Annotated in this window: 11 protein-coding genes; 5 read left to right on the forward strand and 6 right to left on the reverse strand. The window is 44.2% G+C overall.

Annotated features, from left to right (window positions below):
* Positions 1–2 precede the first annotated feature (2 nt).
* Both QE417_RS10800 and QE417_RS10805 read left to right on the forward strand, forming a co-directional pair.
* Entirely contained in the window at positions 3–137 is a 135-nt protein-coding gene (locus QE417_RS10800) for a hypothetical protein (protein WP_311949863.1), read from the forward strand.
* Positions 137–466, forward strand: coding sequence for a hypothetical protein (locus tag QE417_RS10805; protein WP_311949864.1), 330 nt, complete (start codon positions 137–139; stop codon positions 464–466). The genes QE417_RS10800 and QE417_RS10805 overlap by 1 nt, the downstream gene beginning before the upstream one ends.
* Before the next feature lie 527 nt (positions 467–993).
* Here the strand turns inward: QE417_RS10805 and QE417_RS10810 are convergent.
* The 4 genes from QE417_RS10810 to QE417_RS10825 all read right to left on the reverse strand — a co-directional run bounded on the left by QE417_RS10810 (position 994) and on the right by QE417_RS10825 (position 9588).
* On the reverse strand, positions 994–1905 hold the full coding sequence (locus QE417_RS10810; protein ID WP_311949865.1) for a hypothetical protein: 912 nt from the start codon (positions 1903–1905) through the stop codon (positions 994–996).
* Positions 1906–2079: 174 nt separating this feature from the next.
* Complete coding sequence (locus tag QE417_RS10815) at positions 2080–5421, reverse strand: DUF5107 domain-containing protein (RefSeq protein ID WP_311949867.1); 3342 nt, start codon at positions 5419–5421, stop codon at positions 2080–2082.
* Between the two features lie 22 nt (positions 5422–5443).
* On the reverse strand, positions 5444–6796 hold the full coding sequence (locus QE417_RS10820) for a sugar porter family MFS transporter (RefSeq protein WP_311949868.1): 1353 nt from the start codon (positions 6794–6796) through the stop codon (positions 5444–5446).
* A gap of 77 nt (positions 6797–6873) precedes the next feature.
* On the reverse strand, positions 6874–9588 hold the full coding sequence (locus tag QE417_RS10825; RefSeq protein ID WP_311949869.1) for a sugar-binding domain-containing protein: 2715 nt from the start codon (positions 9586–9588) through the stop codon (positions 6874–6876).
* Between the two features lie 474 nt (positions 9589–10062).
* Here QE417_RS10825 and QE417_RS10830 point away from each other — a divergent pair, with 474 nt between their 5' ends.
* From QE417_RS10830 to QE417_RS10840, 3 genes are all read left to right on the forward strand, one after another.
* Positions 10063–10965 carry an AraC family transcriptional regulator gene (locus tag QE417_RS10830; RefSeq protein WP_311949870.1) on the forward strand — a complete coding sequence of 301 codons (903 nt, stop codon included), beginning with the start codon at positions 10063–10065 and terminating at the stop codon, positions 10963–10965.
* A gap of 541 nt (positions 10966–11506) precedes the next feature.
* The gene (locus tag QE417_RS10835; RefSeq protein WP_311949873.1) at positions 11507–11839 is read left to right on the forward strand and encodes a lactonase family protein; all 333 of its coding nucleotides are present in this window, start codon (positions 11507–11509) and stop codon (positions 11837–11839) included.
* A 32-nt stretch (positions 11840–11871) separates the two neighbouring features.
* Complete coding sequence (locus QE417_RS10840) at positions 11872–12654, forward strand: lactonase family protein (RefSeq protein WP_311954642.1); 783 nt, start codon at positions 11872–11874, stop codon at positions 12652–12654.
* Between the two features lie 1321 nt (positions 12655–13975).
* On the opposite strand, the gene QE417_RS10845 is transcribed toward QE417_RS10840, so the two are convergent.
* Both QE417_RS10845 and QE417_RS10850 read right to left on the reverse strand, forming a co-directional pair.
* On the reverse strand, positions 13976–16129 hold the full coding sequence (locus QE417_RS10845) for a prolyl oligopeptidase family serine peptidase (RefSeq protein WP_376717526.1): 2154 nt from the start codon (positions 16127–16129) through the stop codon (positions 13976–13978).
* Between the two features lie 294 nt (positions 16130–16423).
* Entirely contained in the window at positions 16424–16954 is a 531-nt protein-coding gene (locus QE417_RS10850; protein WP_311949874.1) for an ATP-binding protein, read from the reverse strand.
* Positions 16955–16959: the final 5 nt, after the last annotated feature.

Consider the following 16959-nt stretch of genomic DNA (forward strand, 5'->3'; position numbering starts at 1 on the left):
ATATGAGTAAAGATAAAGGAAGCAAAAACATCAAAAAAGCTCCGGCGGAGGGTGGTAGTAAAAAATCTACCTCGGATTATCAGGCTGGAAAAAAAAGTGCATCTAAAGATGACGTGGGTGTCAATAAAAAGAAATAATGATGGATAACAATAAACAAACAGCCAGCTACAAAGCCAGCGAATATATTTACGATCTGGAAAATTCTGCTTTAGAGAACGGGTTTAAACCCGACGAAGCTTGGGACGTACAAATAGCAACAGCCGCTGAGAAAAACGCATTTGAAAAACAGTATTATCCCACACTCTCTACAAGAATACAACCTGAGATTTTAAACGAAACATTTGCCTTGGTTAAGGCGCAATTGAACCAAGTAATTAAGATAAAAAACTCGATACAGGATCGTTTTGCACCCGAGCCGATTTATGAGTACTTGGTTGCATTTAACTCAGCACGTGTAAGACGCTAATGCTAAGTTGAAGCGCACAGTGATACAGAATATTCTATAAAATTATTAGCGTAATACGTACAACAAATTAATAAAGAGGTTGTCTCATTGAAGTCGATAACAGCCCCTTTCTTGTTTGATTTATTCGGGTAGGTGGCTGAGATAGTTTTCGTATATCCAAATCTCAGAGCCTCAGTTTTACTTATGAGACAGCCTCTTTATTTTAAAACGGCTAAATTGAGTTTTAAAGCCGGCTTATTGTTATCCGGCAAATATATCCGGAATTCCGCTCCTTTATCTAATACACTTTTAAGCACGATATTTAAAGGGGTTACAAATCCCTCCCTCTACGCTAATTCCCATCCCAAAAAACTGAAAGCCCGTATTTCACATGGAAACGGGTCTTTTCATTTTTATCAGCTGTAGTATATAACAATTCGTAAGTTTTTTGTTGCGCTTTTAAAAAGTAACAGCCTGTAATGGTAAAATATTACTCCTTATGTGGACATTTCAATTTTACTCTTCTTTTGAAGGCAAATTCCTTGTTCTTACAAACGGTTAATACCTTCAATCAAACTACGGGTATCTTGTTGAACAGATCTTACGCTTGCTTGCAGTTGATTATGCATATCGGCCAAATGCTGCACATCTTCTTCAGAAAAATCGCCTCCATTTTTAAAGAATCTGAGTTCATCATTAGCTTCGATTTTGCCACTGAAAACAAATAGCACCCATCTCTTTTTCAATGTTTGCAACAATGATGATTCGCCGCTATTACTGAAAGCCTTATCCGTCATAACGCGCCATAAAGCCGGGGGAAATGAATTATCGGCATTGTTTTCATTCCATACGTTTGTTAACAAGCCTTTTCCAGTTTGCAATTTGGTCTTTTTACCTTTTGGATTAAGTAGCATAAATCCCAATGCGGCACCTGCCACACCACCGCCTATATTAACACCTTTATCTACCTTGTCGTTCTTTATAAATGCCGTGGAAACAGAGACAGCTGCAGCCGTTAATATAGAGGCCACTGTTAAGCGAACCGTTGTATGACCATTCTTTTCACCCAAATATCTTGTTAATTGCTCAAACCGTTCTCCGTTACAATCTAATTCAGCAACTATGGCTTCCATTTGAGTATTAAAGAGTAATATCTTTTCAATGAGTTGTTGTTTAGTTGCAAGTCTATCAACTAAAGAAGAGCTACTTAAATAACTGACCAGTGTTTTATTGAGTCCAAGGTGAGATGCCATTTTAAGGTCGTGCAAATTTAACTTTGCACGAATCAGGGCATCGGTAGAATAATCCTCTTTTAAGCTTAAAGTGTCATCTTGCTGGTATTTTATCGCCGGCACACAGTAATCATTTTTCAATGCGGCAATCTTTGAAGTTTCATTTAGCGTAGAGCAGGAAGAAAAACATCCTGCCATTACTACAAGTACAGCTGGCAACCATGCCATAAAACAAATATCAGATCGAAACTTCATTGCTGATAAAATCTGTAAATACAAATAAATATACGGCAAATAAAATTACAGCGGGTACCTTAACGTTATTAACTATATCCCTCTTTTTAGTATCATACCTATAAGCGTCATCGGTTTACGTAAATGCTTGCGGCTTAAGCCTGCTTATTAACTTGCTTCGGTTAACAGTTTACCTTCACCAAAATTTTGCAGATACTGTAAATGCGCTAATGCACCAAAATGTGACGCATCCATTTTGAGTACTTCGGTAAGTGCCATTCGGGCTTCGTCATATTTGTTAAGTCCCAGGTAGCCTAAACCGGTAATGTAGCGACAATGAATGTAGTTACGCACATTTAGGTCATCTTCAAATATCAACAAATCGGGCAGCGACACGGCAAAGTAATCTATGCGTATTTCATCATTTGCATGCTCCAAACCGTAGTTTAATAAATTAGTAAATATCTGCCCGGCAGTATCGGGCTGTTGTAGCTTTAGCCATGCCAATCCCTGGTAAAAGATCTTATCGGGCTGCTGGTCATTATAAAAAACGGCCGCGCTTGGCTCAGATAATCCTTTTGTTGCCTCCAACCAATGGGCTTCGGCTTTTTCAGTTTCGCCAAGCTTATCATAAGCACAACCCATCCAGTAAAAAATATCGTTCTCCTGGGCTCCGGGCAGTTTCCCTTCTCCTAAACTTTCAGGGTAGGTTTGCGCTGCATCAAGTTTCTCTATTGCACCTTTGTAGTCGCCTTTCAGAAGGTCATTTTTTGCAAGTTCGGTTAAACTAAAAAGATACTGGCCCGATACCTTACCCTCGCCCCCCTCCCACGGATGAAATTTACGGCTCATTAGCTTTTCAAACGCAAACTGATGCTCGCCAAGTAAATTTTTCAACGTAATGGTTTCAAGGTACAAATCATCTCGTTTACCGGTCACATCACTGTATTTACTTAAAAACTCCAGGCGTTTACCCGGCTCATAATTTAATTTTTTATAAAGCTGGTCAAGCTCCATTAACACCCTGGCATCATCAGGATTTAAGCCGAATGCCTTTTCAAAAAAATTAAGCGCCTTATCCTTGTCGTTGTGTTTATTATAAGCCGCGATAGCCAGGTTACGGTAAACAGTTGGGAAAGACGAATCAATAGCGGCCGACATTATCCAGCTTTCTATTGCTTCTGCATACTGACGTTTATCATACCACAGGTTACCCAAGTAATAAGGTGCTTTGGCATCGGCCTTATTTGTTTTGATGGCAAACTGCAACACGGCAATATCATCCAGCCGGTTAGGAAAACAATAATCAGACGGTGCAGATGCCGCCTTTATCAAAATTTCCTTTGCCTCGGTTTCATTATCCTGCAAATGTTGATACCAGGCCATGTAATAGCCCAGCATCGGGTCGTTATCGGGTGATTTTGTGCCTAACGATAACAGTTCAATAGCATCACTATACAAACCGGCATTAGCATAATCTATGGCATACTCTATTAACGTGTGCGATTGCCCCCGGCTTATTTCTTTAAGTTGATCTAAAGCTGCTGCAGCTTCATCGGTTAAACCTAATTCCTTTAAGCTAAGTTGAAGCTCAAACAAGGCACTGAGATTAAAGCCATCGCGCTCAAGCGCATAACGGCAGGTATCAACTGATGCTTGCGTACGTAATAACATGCGTAAAGCCCTTGCTTTGATCATGCATGCCTTTCCATTGCGTGCATTACGATCAATAGCCCAGTTAATATGCTCCAAAGCACGCCCGTAGTGCTTATTCTTCATGTCAATTTGCGCTACCGCAAAGTAGGCCACATCTTGCCAGGCACCATTCCAGGTGGCTTTAAAATAAGCATTGTAGGCTTCTTTATCGTTACCGATGTATGATAAGGCTAAACCAAGGTTGTAATATGGTTCGCCATCATAAGGGTTCGGGTTTCTTTGCGTAATGGTTTTAATGGCTTTCTCAAAATAGGCTATGGCTTTGCTGAATTGCCCTTTCCTGATGAGCCAAAGCCCAAGTGCGTTATTGTTACGTATATCGCCGGGTTCGCGCTTGAGGGCTTCCTCATAGTATGGAACCGGGCTGTATGTGGCGTGCCGGTATTGTTCCAGGTGCTGCCCGGTTAAAAATAATTGCTCTATTGAATCTACCTGCTGCGGGGTTTGCGCCGGTTTGGCGGCTTCGGGCAACTCTCTTTCTTCTTTGCTCTCCTGGTACATCACCATTTCGCTGCCAGAGCTGTTGTAAACAGCCAGCGAAAGCCCGTTCGTATCTTCAGACATGTAGTCAATCTTCTCCGAAAACACATTCTCGGGGCTTAATGATACGCTCCAACGTGAGATGATTTCAGGGCCATGAGCAAGCACGATCTCTGCATTGGGTATGAGGGATGTGGCAAAAACAGTTATTTTTAAACCATCAGCCTCCTTTTCCAGCCCAAGCAAAACATCTTTGGTTGCATTTTTAACCAGTCCCACCCTTTGGTACGGCAAAAAGTACTGGGTGAATGATTTTTCTTCATAAGGCATGAGCCAGCTAAAATCGGGCTGATTATCGGTAAACATACCGGTCATCAGTTCAATATAAGGTCCGTCTTCATCGGTCAGGTTGCGGTCCCAGGCCAGGCCAAAATCTCCGTTACCCCAGGTCCATTGCTTTTTGCCCGGAGATACATGATGATCGGCCACGTGCAGTACGCCTGCCTGGGTGTCGTGCTCATATCCGCCCACAAAGTCATATTCCGAGTTTACCGCCATGTAAGATGTAGGTACCGGAATATTTTTATAGCGTGAAATATCGGTACCGGGAGAGTAGTCGACCTTGTAATAAGTACCCGTAGCTATGGGAAATGAAGATACATCGCGTTTACCATGATCAAACACGGCATGCACGTCGGGCGGAAACACGCTTTGATAATGTTCGCCAACACTTACAGCTGGGTTTGCCCACCATAAAAAAGTTTGGGGTATACTGGTACGGTTATATAATTGCGCTTTAATTTCAAGGTAAGCCTTATCAGGGTGCAGCGTAAAGCCAGCCATACCTTTCGTGCGAAACATTTTTTCCACCTCGCTTACCCAAACGGTTTTACTGCCGTCTTCGTTTTCCTGAATACGAAAGTCGACCGGCTCAAAAGTGCTTGGCCGGTGGTGCTGAGGCCAGTTGAATTCAATTCCCCCCGAAATCCATGGACCGCACAAGCCAACCAATGCGGGTTTTATTACCTGGTTATAGTAAATAAAGTGCCGTTGGGCAATTTTATCATAAGCCATTTGTACCCGCCCACCAATTTCGGGCAGTATCATGATCTTCAGGTATTTGTTTTCCAAAAACAAAGCATTGTATTCCTGATCCACTTTTTCGTCTGCTATTTTTTCGATAACGGGGTGCGGATATACCACGCCGCTGCTACCCTGATAAACACGCTTTTCAAAAAACATGGGGTTTTTATCTGCTTCGCCAACCTGATAAGTGGGTATTGTTACTTTTTCTTGCCAAACTTTAACTGTCATATTCAAATGATTTAAACTGCCATCAATGTGCTGTAAAACTGTCTTCCAATTGCTCGAGGGTTTGCCCTTTGGTTTCTTTCACTTTGCTTTTTACAAACAAGAAACCCACGAAACATATACCGGCATATAAATAAAACGGCCCGTAAGTGCCCAGGTATTCGGCCAGTATGGGGAAGGTAAAAACGAGGATAAAATAAGCACCCCATAGTGCCACAATAGCTACCGAAGATGCGATGCCGCGAATATGGTTAGGAAATATCTCGGATATAAGTACCCAGGTTACCGGGGCAAGTGATGTGGCGTAAAACCCTATGGGTAGTAAAACGAAGATTGAAATTAAGATGATGGATGCCTTACTGCTTAATAGAAAGGCCAGTACCACGTACGAAACGGCCAACCCTAAAGACCCTACCAGCATTAAAGGCCTGCGGCCCAAACGATCGACCTGCCACATGGCAATTAATGTAAAAAGCAGGTTTACTATGCCAATTACTACTGTTTCTAACAACTGGTGATTAAGGCTTGCGCCCACCGACTGGAATATGGTTGCCGTGTAATTAAAAACCACATTAATACCGCATAACTGCTGAAAAACCGCTAACGTAATACCTACCAATACCGCAGGCCGTACAGCTTTTGCAAACACAGCGCTGTAACTGCTACTGCCGGTTTTTGAAAGTGATGATTGAATTGCGGTAAGGGTATCTACGGCAAAACTACCCGAACCTATTTTTTGTAAAATGGCCGTTGCTTTAAACTCCTGACCCTGGGTTAAAAGCCACCGCGGACTTTCGGGCAGGAAAACCACGCCAATTAAAAACAGTAAAGAAGGTATAACACCACAGCCAAACATCCATCGCCAGGCATCATGCATATCGGCCAGCAAGTAATTAACCAGGTTAGTGATGAGTATACCAATTACAATAGTTAACTGGTTAATAGCCACATTACGCCCTCGCATGGCAGCCGGAGAAATTTCGGCAATGTACATGGGGCTCAGCATGGAGGCCATACCTACGCCAATACCGGCGCAAAAGCGCATGGCCACAAAAAACAACAAACCTGGTGCAAAAGCCATCCCAAGGGATGATATAGCAAAAATAACAGCAGCCACCATAAGGCCCGGCCTGCGGCCATAGCGGTCGGCCAGTTTACCGGCTACAAGGCAACCAATAATGCAGCCCAATGCAAGCGAGCCTGTTAAAAACCCCTCCCACCAGCTTGATAGTTTAAAGGCCGTTTTTAAAAAAGGAAGAGCGCCCGAAATTACCGCAAAATCAAATCCGAACAAGTATCCGCCCAAAGCCGATATAAACGAAATTCCTAAAATATAGCGGTTATTAAATTGTACCGTACCTGGCGTTATATTAGTCATTTATCTGTTTTATAATTTTATATATCATCCAATTTACCTAATCTGGTCAATCAAAATCAGGTGTTTAATTTAACCTGTTACCTGATGAGTTGTCGTAGTTCTTCAGCCGAAATTTCATATACCGGAGCAAAGTTGTTACCCGATACATATGTTGACAGGCTGTACCGCAACTGGCTTGCTGCTGCCCTTTCAGAGAGTTGTTTGCTGATATCCATGGTACATATCAATAGTTTACCCGCCCCCATTTTAAACTCTACGATGGTAGCGAGTTCCCTGTTTTTAAAGAAATTATCAATTACACGTACAACAGGTTTTGTTTTGAACGGCAGGCGGTCGAGCTGTAAAGATTTTGAACGGGTTACCAAATCCCACCATTGCCAGTGTGAATGGTTATTAGTTGGAAAATTTGCCAGCGCCTTGCTTTGCTCATCAATCAGCAACCCCATGCTGCCGGGCTGATCTGGAAAATGTACCGGGCTCCAAAAAACCGTTGCAAACCGGCCCTCAATGCCATTTATAGCAGCCACGTCGGGGCTAAATATTACCCGCTTGCCTGCATTGAGCATTTGGATGGCACTGTCAACAGAGCCTGTAAATACCGCCTGGTTATAAGCAGGAAGAGATTGTGGATATACCCATATTTTCCATTCATTGCGGTATGGAGTGTTGCCTATGCTTACAGCAACAGTTAACGCTGTTGCCTTATCGATCCCCCCCAAATTAACAGAGAAACTGCCTGTTGAACTGCCATTGCCAATGGGCACAGTTTTTTCACCAAGCGTTCCCTTAAACTGTACCAGTTTATCTTCCGAAGTTACTGTCCAATTTATGGGTTCACGAATTATTTTACCACCATAGTTGGCAACCTCTACCGAGGCATTAAAGGTTTCGTTTGAACGGTAGGCCGCTTTCTCAAATCGGAGCAAAGGCACTACCGGCCCGCAAAACTCACGGAATTTTCCGGGTGTTATCAGCCCCTTGCTATCCCAAAAAGCATTCAGTATACCTACCAAAGCCGTTCCCTGCCCGGGAAAATCATGCAGGTCGAGCAGCTGAAAGCCGCCCACGCCACGGGTTTTCAAAGCACGTTCAATCTCTTCTTTATAAAGCTGTACTGTCAGCGCACCACTGGCTTTAAGGTATTGCGGGGCAAGCGGTAACATTTGTTTCTTACGCAAATCGTTACGTATAGCTTTAAAATTATCGGGGCGCAATACTCCGGTATATTTTTCAATCTCAGCAAGATCGGGGTAAACAGAATACTGGCCAACCTCATGAATAATAAGTGGCACGGTGGTTTCGGCCAATGCTTTACTATAATCTGTTTTAAAATCGGGCGGTTGGGTATTAAATATGCCTTGCCCCCTTACCCAGCCTTTTTCGGTATATTGGGTGATAAAATAATCATCGGCAGGTTCGGGCTTTGTGCCATGGCCTTTTTGAAAGGTGAATGTGGTTGTGGTATATAAATGCCGGCTATCCTCTTTCTTTAATTTGCGCACTAAATTTTCCAGCCAGTCAAAGTCGCCTTCCAACTCATTACCCATGCTCCAGAAACAAAACGAGGGATGATTGCCATACTGCTGAATAATATTAGCCGCTTCGGCTTCAAGATAAGTTATTGTTCCCAGGTCTTTACCCACAGTAAGTACCCACAGCGGCAATTCAACATGCAGGTAAAAGCCCAGCGAATCGGCAATCTTAAAGGCCGCCTCTGGCGGGCACCATGAATGAAAACGGAGATGGTTTAGTCCATATGCGCGTGCTGTTTCAAATACTTTTTCCCAGCCCGGGGCGGTCATTGGCGGATGACCTTCTAACGGGAATATATTACACTCCAGCGTTCCGCGTAAAAAAAGAGGTCGCCCGTTTATCTTAAGCTGGTTGCCTTTGGCCGTAATATCACGAAACCCCAGTGTAGTATTTTTTACATCCAACAGCTCCCCTTTATCATTCAATAATTCGGCACGGAGCTGATATACCTGGGGATGAAATTCGTCCCACGGTTTGGCATCCGGGGTTTTGATCACTACCTCAGTTTCCTGTTTTGAAATAGCAGCAGGTCTGATGGTACCTATCACCTTTTTACCATTGTAAATGGTTAACCGGGCGTATGTTTTATTAACTGGCTTTTGTTGTAAAGCAATAATGGCTTTAACAGTATGCCCGGCTAATGAGGGAAAAGCTTGAAGCGTTTTGATAGAAGACCCACCCACATTCATCAATTCCATTTTGCCAATCATGCCGTTCCAAATGATTTGCGTACCATCGGTGTAGGCATGGGCAAAATCATTTACACTTATATCATGCTGTTTCCGGTTATCAACCCTAATGGTAAGCGTGTGTTTACCTGCTTTAAGTTCACCTAAACTAAAAATGTGCGGGGCAATCAAGCTTTCCTGGCTACCAATTGGCTTTCCATCAAGCCAAAGGTTCGAACGCCATAAAACACGCTCCAGTGAAACAACTGCATTCTGCATATTGGCACTTGTATTAATAACGCGTTGATACCAGGCTGCCCCGATGTAAGTCTTCTTTCGTGATAAATGCAGCATAACCTGTTTAGTGAGGCTGCTATCGGCTTTAACCGGTGTACCGATTGAATTGCCATCAAGCGTACCGGGCAGGTTAACTGCATTGGTAAAAGTTTGATTTTCCCATTTTTCGGCCATACCCCTGTCGAGCGAATCGAGACGGTAAGACCAGCGGCCGGCCAACGATAGCTGACGTACCTGTGCAAACGAAGATTGGACTGTAAGTACAACAAATAACGAGAACAGTATTACTTTCATTGATACATTATTAGTTTGCCGGTGAGGTTGCTGCACAAGTTAATTGGTTTTATTAATAGATTTTCCCCTTGTAATATGTGCTGCACCAGTAATAGTACGCAGCCATTATCTTACTCCCTGCACATTAAAGCACGAAACAAATGTAGGAGATGGCTAAATGACCAGTATAGACAATTTATGGAATTACATGGACTATGTTCTTGATTCCTTACAATCTATCAACTTCAAAACTTAAATCAATAACAATGGGCATTTTTGTATGCACTCCAAATTAGCGAACTAATATTTTTACATTAGCAAAAAACCGCACCTTAATAGCAGCCATTTTATTAATTCTGAAACAAATCAAGTACAGCAATAATCTACAATTGATACTTTTGCATTAACCGGCAATACAAAATATAGCTCAATAATGGATTATATTATTTTACATTAGCTTATCAAAAAACAAAACCCGCGCAAGGCAGCAATAAAATGAGCACCGACCAGAATTTTAAAACAGATGGGTTTGAAGGCCAACGGGCCATTGTTATACCAAACAATGTTTTAGCTAAGTTTTGTAAGGAGAACGATGTAATAAAGAACGGTTACTTAACCGATGTTGGATACTACCCTAAAGCCAAATTTCATAAACGCGAACGCACAACCGGAGCCACCCAAAACATTTTGATTTATTGTGTTGACGGAAAAGGGACTGCCGATATAGGCACTAACCAATACCAAGTGAGTCCTGGCACTTTTATTATTATTCCACGGGGAGTTAAACATGCCTACCTGTCAAGCGAGCAAAGCCCGTGGACTATATACTGGTGCCATTTTGTTGGCCCGCAAACCGATGAGCTATTCAGATTAATTTATCAAAAAGAAGAGAGCTATAAATATGATGTGGAGTTTGTTGAAGACCGCATCCAGCTATTTGACCGCCTATACAGCTTTTTGGAGCAAGGCTACAGTACCGAAAATTTGACTTATGTAAACCTGCTGATGATGCAATACCTGGGTTCTTTTGTGTTTAGAGACCGGTTTGCCACCAGTTTTGATAAAGCCACCACCAGTTTAGTTGACCGGTCAATAGCTTTTATGCAGGAAAACATTAACCAACCGCTTACCCTTTTTGCAATAGCCACATCGGTTAATGTTTCAACCAGTCATTATTCATCGTTATTTAAAAAAAGGACAGGGTTTTCACCAATAGACTATTTCAATCATCTTAAAATCCAGAAAGCGTGTCAATATTTACAGTTTACACAATTAAGGATACGGGAGATCGCTTTGGAAGTTGGCATTAATGATCCTCTTTATTTTTCACGCTTATTTACACAAACCATGGGATATGGCCCTAAAGAATATCGTAAAAACCGTTTGGCAGTAAAGTAAATAACATTTACCCAGCCATGATGATTGAAAATACAGTTGAAGGAAAAATTGTAAAGAAGATTGATCAGATTATTGAGCATTGCTGTGGCCGGTGGGCATGGCTTAACAGCATTAGCTATTAACAGTTAAGAGCCTATTAAATAGCTTTAGACAAACGGATGCAATGGGCAAAGAGTGCCAGTTATATCCAATACTTATTTAGCTCCGCACGCGATATAACGAGGTAGCGATTTTGCACACATTTAGCACAAAAGAATATCTTAATGGGAATGATATTCTCAATTAGTTTTAAAATAGCTGGCGTTGTTTTTTTGTAATGATAAGGGTGCTTACATTTTGAACAACATAGTTCTGGTTTTGGCATGTTACATTTTACTTATTAGTAATTATGTTGCAACAACGATGTTACTTCCATATTGGTTTTACCAAGTTACGAATTTAACTTTAAAATTAATAAAATATTTCTCCAAAAGAAAAGAATTGAAATATTTAGTGGGTTATGTTTCCATTATCTACATTGCATAAGTAAATCAAACATTCCATGAAAAAAATTATATTCCTGCTATACCTGTTGCCCTCGCTTATTTTTGCGCAAAGCAAAGGCAAAATTCCTAAAACGCTCGACCTGCTTATTGGCACATACACCACCGGTACCAGCAGCGAAGGCATTTATGTATACAGATTTTACACCGAAAGCGGCCGCGTGGCTTATCTAAGCCGTACCGGCGGTGGGGTAGATAACCCCTCGTACCTCTGTGTGGCACCTAATGGCAAGTACGTTTACTCGGTAAACGAAATTGGCGACGACCGCAAGGGCAGCGTAAGCGCCTTTACCTTCGACCCTAAGGTGGGCGCATTAAACCTGATTAAATAAATAAACAGCCGTCAGGGGCTGGCCCTTGTTATATTTCGGTTGATAAGGAGCAGAAGCACGTTTTCTCGGCTAATTATGCGGGCGGTAGTTTATATGTTTACCCTGTTGGTAAGGATGGCTCGCTGGGCGCGGCTTCACAAACCATGCAAGACCCTGCAACCGACCTTGGTCCTAACAAGCAACGTCAGGAGAAACCGCACGTACACACAGCCGTATTATCACCCGATGAAAAGCACCTGCTGTACACAAATTTGGGCAGCGATAAGATCCATATCTACAAATATAAAGCCTCGCAACCACAACCATTAAGCGAACCAACGTCGGTAAGCGTAACCGGTGGCGATGGTCCGCGCCATATTGATTTTAGCGCCAACCGCAAATACATGTACGTAATTACCGAAATGGGTGCGCATGTATTTACTTACGAATACAATGGCGGCAAACCCAAAATGTTGCAAAAAGTAAGCATGATGGAAGACGGCTCGACCAAAGAACCCGGCGGTGCCGACATCCATGTATCGCCCGACGGCCTGTTCCTGTATGCCAGCAACCGTGGTACCGCCAACGAAATTGTGGTTTACCGCATAAACCAGGAAAACGGCATGCTCAGCTTTGTAGAACGTCACAACACCGGCGGCAACCATCCCCGCAACTTTGTGATCGACCCTACAGGCAACTTCCTACTGGTAGCTAACAAAAACAGCAATAACGTGGTGGTATTTAAAATTAACCGCACCACAGGGCAGTTAACGCAAACGGCTAATAAAATTGAGGTGGATAGCCCGAGTTGTTTGAAATTTGCGAGTGTGGAATAAGCCGGCAAAGCTGGAGAAAGATAAATTAAATTCTCACTTAACGAAGGCGAAAGACTTATGAATAAATGCAGAGGCATTATGCCCTTAATTTCACTCATCATGTTAGCATCTTCATGCCATTGGCGAAGTGTGGTAGCAATTATTAAAAACAATACCGCATACACTTACTGTTTTAATGTGGAACGACAGAAATTTTGGTAAGGTTACGGATAGTATGTTATTAAACGATAAGGTGTATATAGATGATTGGGTTGATCCACACAAGAGTACAATGACCTCGTTGCCCAACAGAAAGTTCCGCAATATGCCTGATTCCGAAATGATTGACATTTATATATTTGATCAAGACACGCTTTCCAAGCTACAAAAAAACAGCAAATCTATGGTTTACTAAAACGGTCTTTGTTAAAGAAGATTACTATTCAGGCTAATACCATTAAAGAACCTGTTAGTACTTTTCATATAAATAAGCAAACTATAGCGGTATTTACAAACCAAGGTTCGATTTATATAGATATACATGAAGTTTGCGTTAGGGATTGCAACGGAAAGCCCGGAACGCAGCATAGCGGAGTGAGGACTTGCAGTGTAAAGCCCGTGCCGGAGGCAACGCCCATATTTAGTTATTGGGTATTGGGTTGTTAGGAATTAAGATAGGCAAGCCATTTAATTCACAGTTTAGAGATTGCTTAAACGGCCGCTGCTTTTTCCACTTCTGTCTCGCAAAGACGTGGTGGTTAGCTTTGCGCGTAGAAAAACCCATGTCTTTGCGAGCGATAGCGTGGCAATCTCATCATGCACTGTTCACGAGCCTGTCGCTTTTCGCTCATTCGCCGCGTAGGCTGTTACTTTGTCATAGCCACAAAGTATCCGCCTAAGGCGGACCATCCACAACGATCCCTGCCCACGCACAGGCCCACTCCCGGCCGGGCGTTGTGGAAGCCCCGCGCTCTTTTTAACAGTCAAAGGCCCGAAGTTGCGTCGCAACTTCGGGCCTTTGCTTTTCGCTTTTACTTTGGCCTTTCGCCCTTAACCCTTCTACCTTTCCCGCAGCTGTCAGCTCCCAGCTTCGGGCCGAAAGCGGGGCAGCACAAGATGGCCTTGTGCGGTTGGAAAGGGCCTCTTAGATTTTGCTGAAGCGCGGGCCTTAGAGCGAGCGTAGTCGGGCAAAAGATAAAAAGCCCGTGGTGCTGCCCCGCTTTGCAGCGAGGTTTGTGCGACAACGAAGCTTAGTGGAGGTGTCCGCCTTAGGCGGATGGTTCTTTTATCAAGAAAAAGAACAAAGAGCCCCCGCGGCAATGAGCGGTAGACGCTCTGCTACTCAATCCTTAGCCCCCTCCCTTCCGGGGAGGGCTGGGGTGGGGTTAACACCCATATTTACAAACATAAACGCCCACTTATCCGTCTCCTGCCCTATTATTTGTGCTGTCGACCGTCCTGCACCATGACCGGCATTCGTCTCAATGCGAATCAAAGTTGGGGCCGGGCCTTTTTGCATTTCCTGCAGGCGGGCGGCAAATTTAAACGAGTGCGCCGGAACCACGCGGTCGTCATGATCGGCGGTGGTAACCATGGTGGCGGGGTAACTGGCCGGTTTAAGGGCGTGGTATGGCGAATATTGATAGAGGTATTTAAACATACCCTCGCTATCCTCGGCGGTGCCGTAGTCATAAGCCCAGCCTGCACCGGCTGTAAATTTGTTGTAGCGCAGCATATCCATTACGCCAACAGCCGGGAAAGCAACCTGGCACAAATCGGGGCGCTGGGTTATGGTGGCACCTACCAGCAACCCACCGTTCGATCCGCCTGCAATGGCGAGGTAGTCTTTACTGGTATATTTATGAGTTATCAGGTATTCGGCAGCGGCAATAAAATCGTCGAACACGTTTTGCTTGCGCATTTTAATGCCGGCCTTGTGCCAGGTTTCGCCGTACTCGCCGCCGCCGCGCAGGTTGGGTACGGCGTAAATGCCGCCTTGCTCCAGCAGTACAATGTTCGACGTACTGAACGATGGCGTTAAATTCACCCCAAAACCGCCATAGGCATACAGCAACGTAGGATTTTTACCGTTAAGCACCACCCCTTTTTTGTAGGTAATGATCATGGGCACGCGGGTGCCATCCTTCGATTTATAAAATACCTGCTTGCTCTCATACAACTCGGGGTTAAACTGCACGCCCGACTTTTTATACACGTCCGACTTCCCCGTTTGCACATTGTACTTAAAAATGGTGCTTGGGTACACGTACGAGGTAAACGTATAGTAAATATCCTTATCCTTCTTTTTGGCGCTAAAGCCCGACGCCGTGCCCACGCCCGGCAGGGTAACCGCATGTTCAAGCTTACCCTCCATGCTGTATTGCTGAATGAGCGTAGTGGCATCCTTTAAATAATGCGCAAACAGCTTTCCGCCAGCAGTTGAAATCTCCAGCACATTGGCCGATTTGGCGATCAGGTTTTTCCACTTACCACTCTGCGGATCGGCCGCATTAACCGTTACCAGGCGGTATGTTGGCGCGTACAGGTTGGTGTAGATGTAAAGCTTGCTGCCCACGTTATCAACCACGTAGTGCACATTGTCCATATTGTTTACCACGTTTACAATGGCGCTGCCGGGTTTGCTCAGGTCTTGTATATAAAGCTCGTTGCCGGTGGTGGAATTTGCGGCCGTGATCACCAAGAAGCGTTCATCTTCGGTTAAGTAGGCACTGATGTAGCGGCGAGGGGTTTCGGCACCGCCAAAAATGAGTTTGTCGTCGGCTTGGGGGGTGCCCAGTTTGTGCCAGTAAAGCTTATGCTGATCGGTCATGCCCGATAGCTGGCTACCCTCCTTGGGCTTATCGTACGTGCTGTAATAAAAACCCTCGTTGCCGCGCCAGGCAATGCCCGAAAATTTGACGTCTTTCAGCGTATCGCCCACCACCTGTTTGGTTTGCGCGTTAATCACCACGGCGTTGGTCCAGTCGCTGCCCCCGCCCGAAAGCTGGTAGCCCGCCAAACTGCCGTCTTTACTAAACGATATACCGGCCATCGACGTGGTGCCATCCTTACTGAACGTGTTGGGGTCTAAAAACACTTCCGGTTCGCCACCCTCGGCCTGACGGTACAGCACCGCCTGAGCCTGCAAACCATCATTTTTATAGAAATACGTATAAGCGCCCTCCTTAAAAGGCGCGCTGTACTTGGCATAGTTCCACAGCGTTTCCAGGCGCTTGCGTATGGTTTCGCGGAAAGGGATCTGGTTAAGATAAGCCTGCGTAACCTTGTTTTGTTCCTGCACCCAAGCCTTGGTATCGTCGGCGCGGTCGTCTTCCAGCCAGCGGTATGGGTCGGGCACGGTGGTGCCAAAATAAGTGTCGGTAACGGTCCCCTTTTTAGTTTGGGGGTATGGCGCGGGTTTAATATTCATGCGTTGGGCGTAGCTATGGCCGCAAAATAAGGCAGCCGTGAGCAATAAACAATAGTGTTTAATCATAACATTAGGGTTTTGTTGGCATGCGGGCTTAGGCGGACAGCTAAGTAAATGATTTTGAGGGAATAAAGCAAATGGGGTTTCGGGGATGGAGGAGCGAGGGTATTACTTATTGATCCGGAATTTTAGGAATTTTTAAGATGGGCAGAATTAAAAGCACACCTCCCGTCATGCTGAACTTGTTTCAGCAACCCACATGCTAAGTAGTGCGGCGTTCAACATTGCATGGTTACCGGAAATAAATAGATTCGGCACGATAGGAGTTTTCAACTATTCAACCCATCAATCACTCCCCTATCAACTAACCTTCACCAAAAACTCATCCACTGCCTTAACCGCAGCTTGATAACGCGCCTGGCCGGTTCCTGAGATTATGGTATAATTTGCATTAAGTGCCTGCAACTCGTTATGCCATACTTCCATAAAATGTTCGCGCATGGTGGGGAAGTTGCGCAGCGGGTCGTCTTCCCAGGGTAAATCAATATTGAGAAGCAGGTATAAATCGTAGGTGTGCTTTGGTAACATATCTAATACCTCCTGTGGTGCTTTGCCAAACATTTCATCGCTCCATATTTTAATGGTGATGAAGGTGGTATCGCAAAAGAGCAACTTATTGGCTTTAGGTACATATTCGGCCTCAAGCGCCAACTGGCCGTGAAACATATTTACTTCATCCTGCCAGGTACAATCGCCGGTAAGTTGTTCGCAATAGCCCCGGGCAAACTCGGGTACCCAAACCGTTTGGTAATGGTTAGCCAAATAGGTCGACATGGCGCTTTTGCCTGTGCTTTCGGGCCCAACAACGGCTATTTTAATTATATCCTGCATTTAAA

The sequence above is a fragment of the Mucilaginibacter terrae genome (genome assembly GCF_031951985.1).
GTDB classification, from domain to species: Bacteria; Bacteroidota; Bacteroidia; order Sphingobacteriales; family Sphingobacteriaceae; genus Mucilaginibacter; species Mucilaginibacter terrae_A.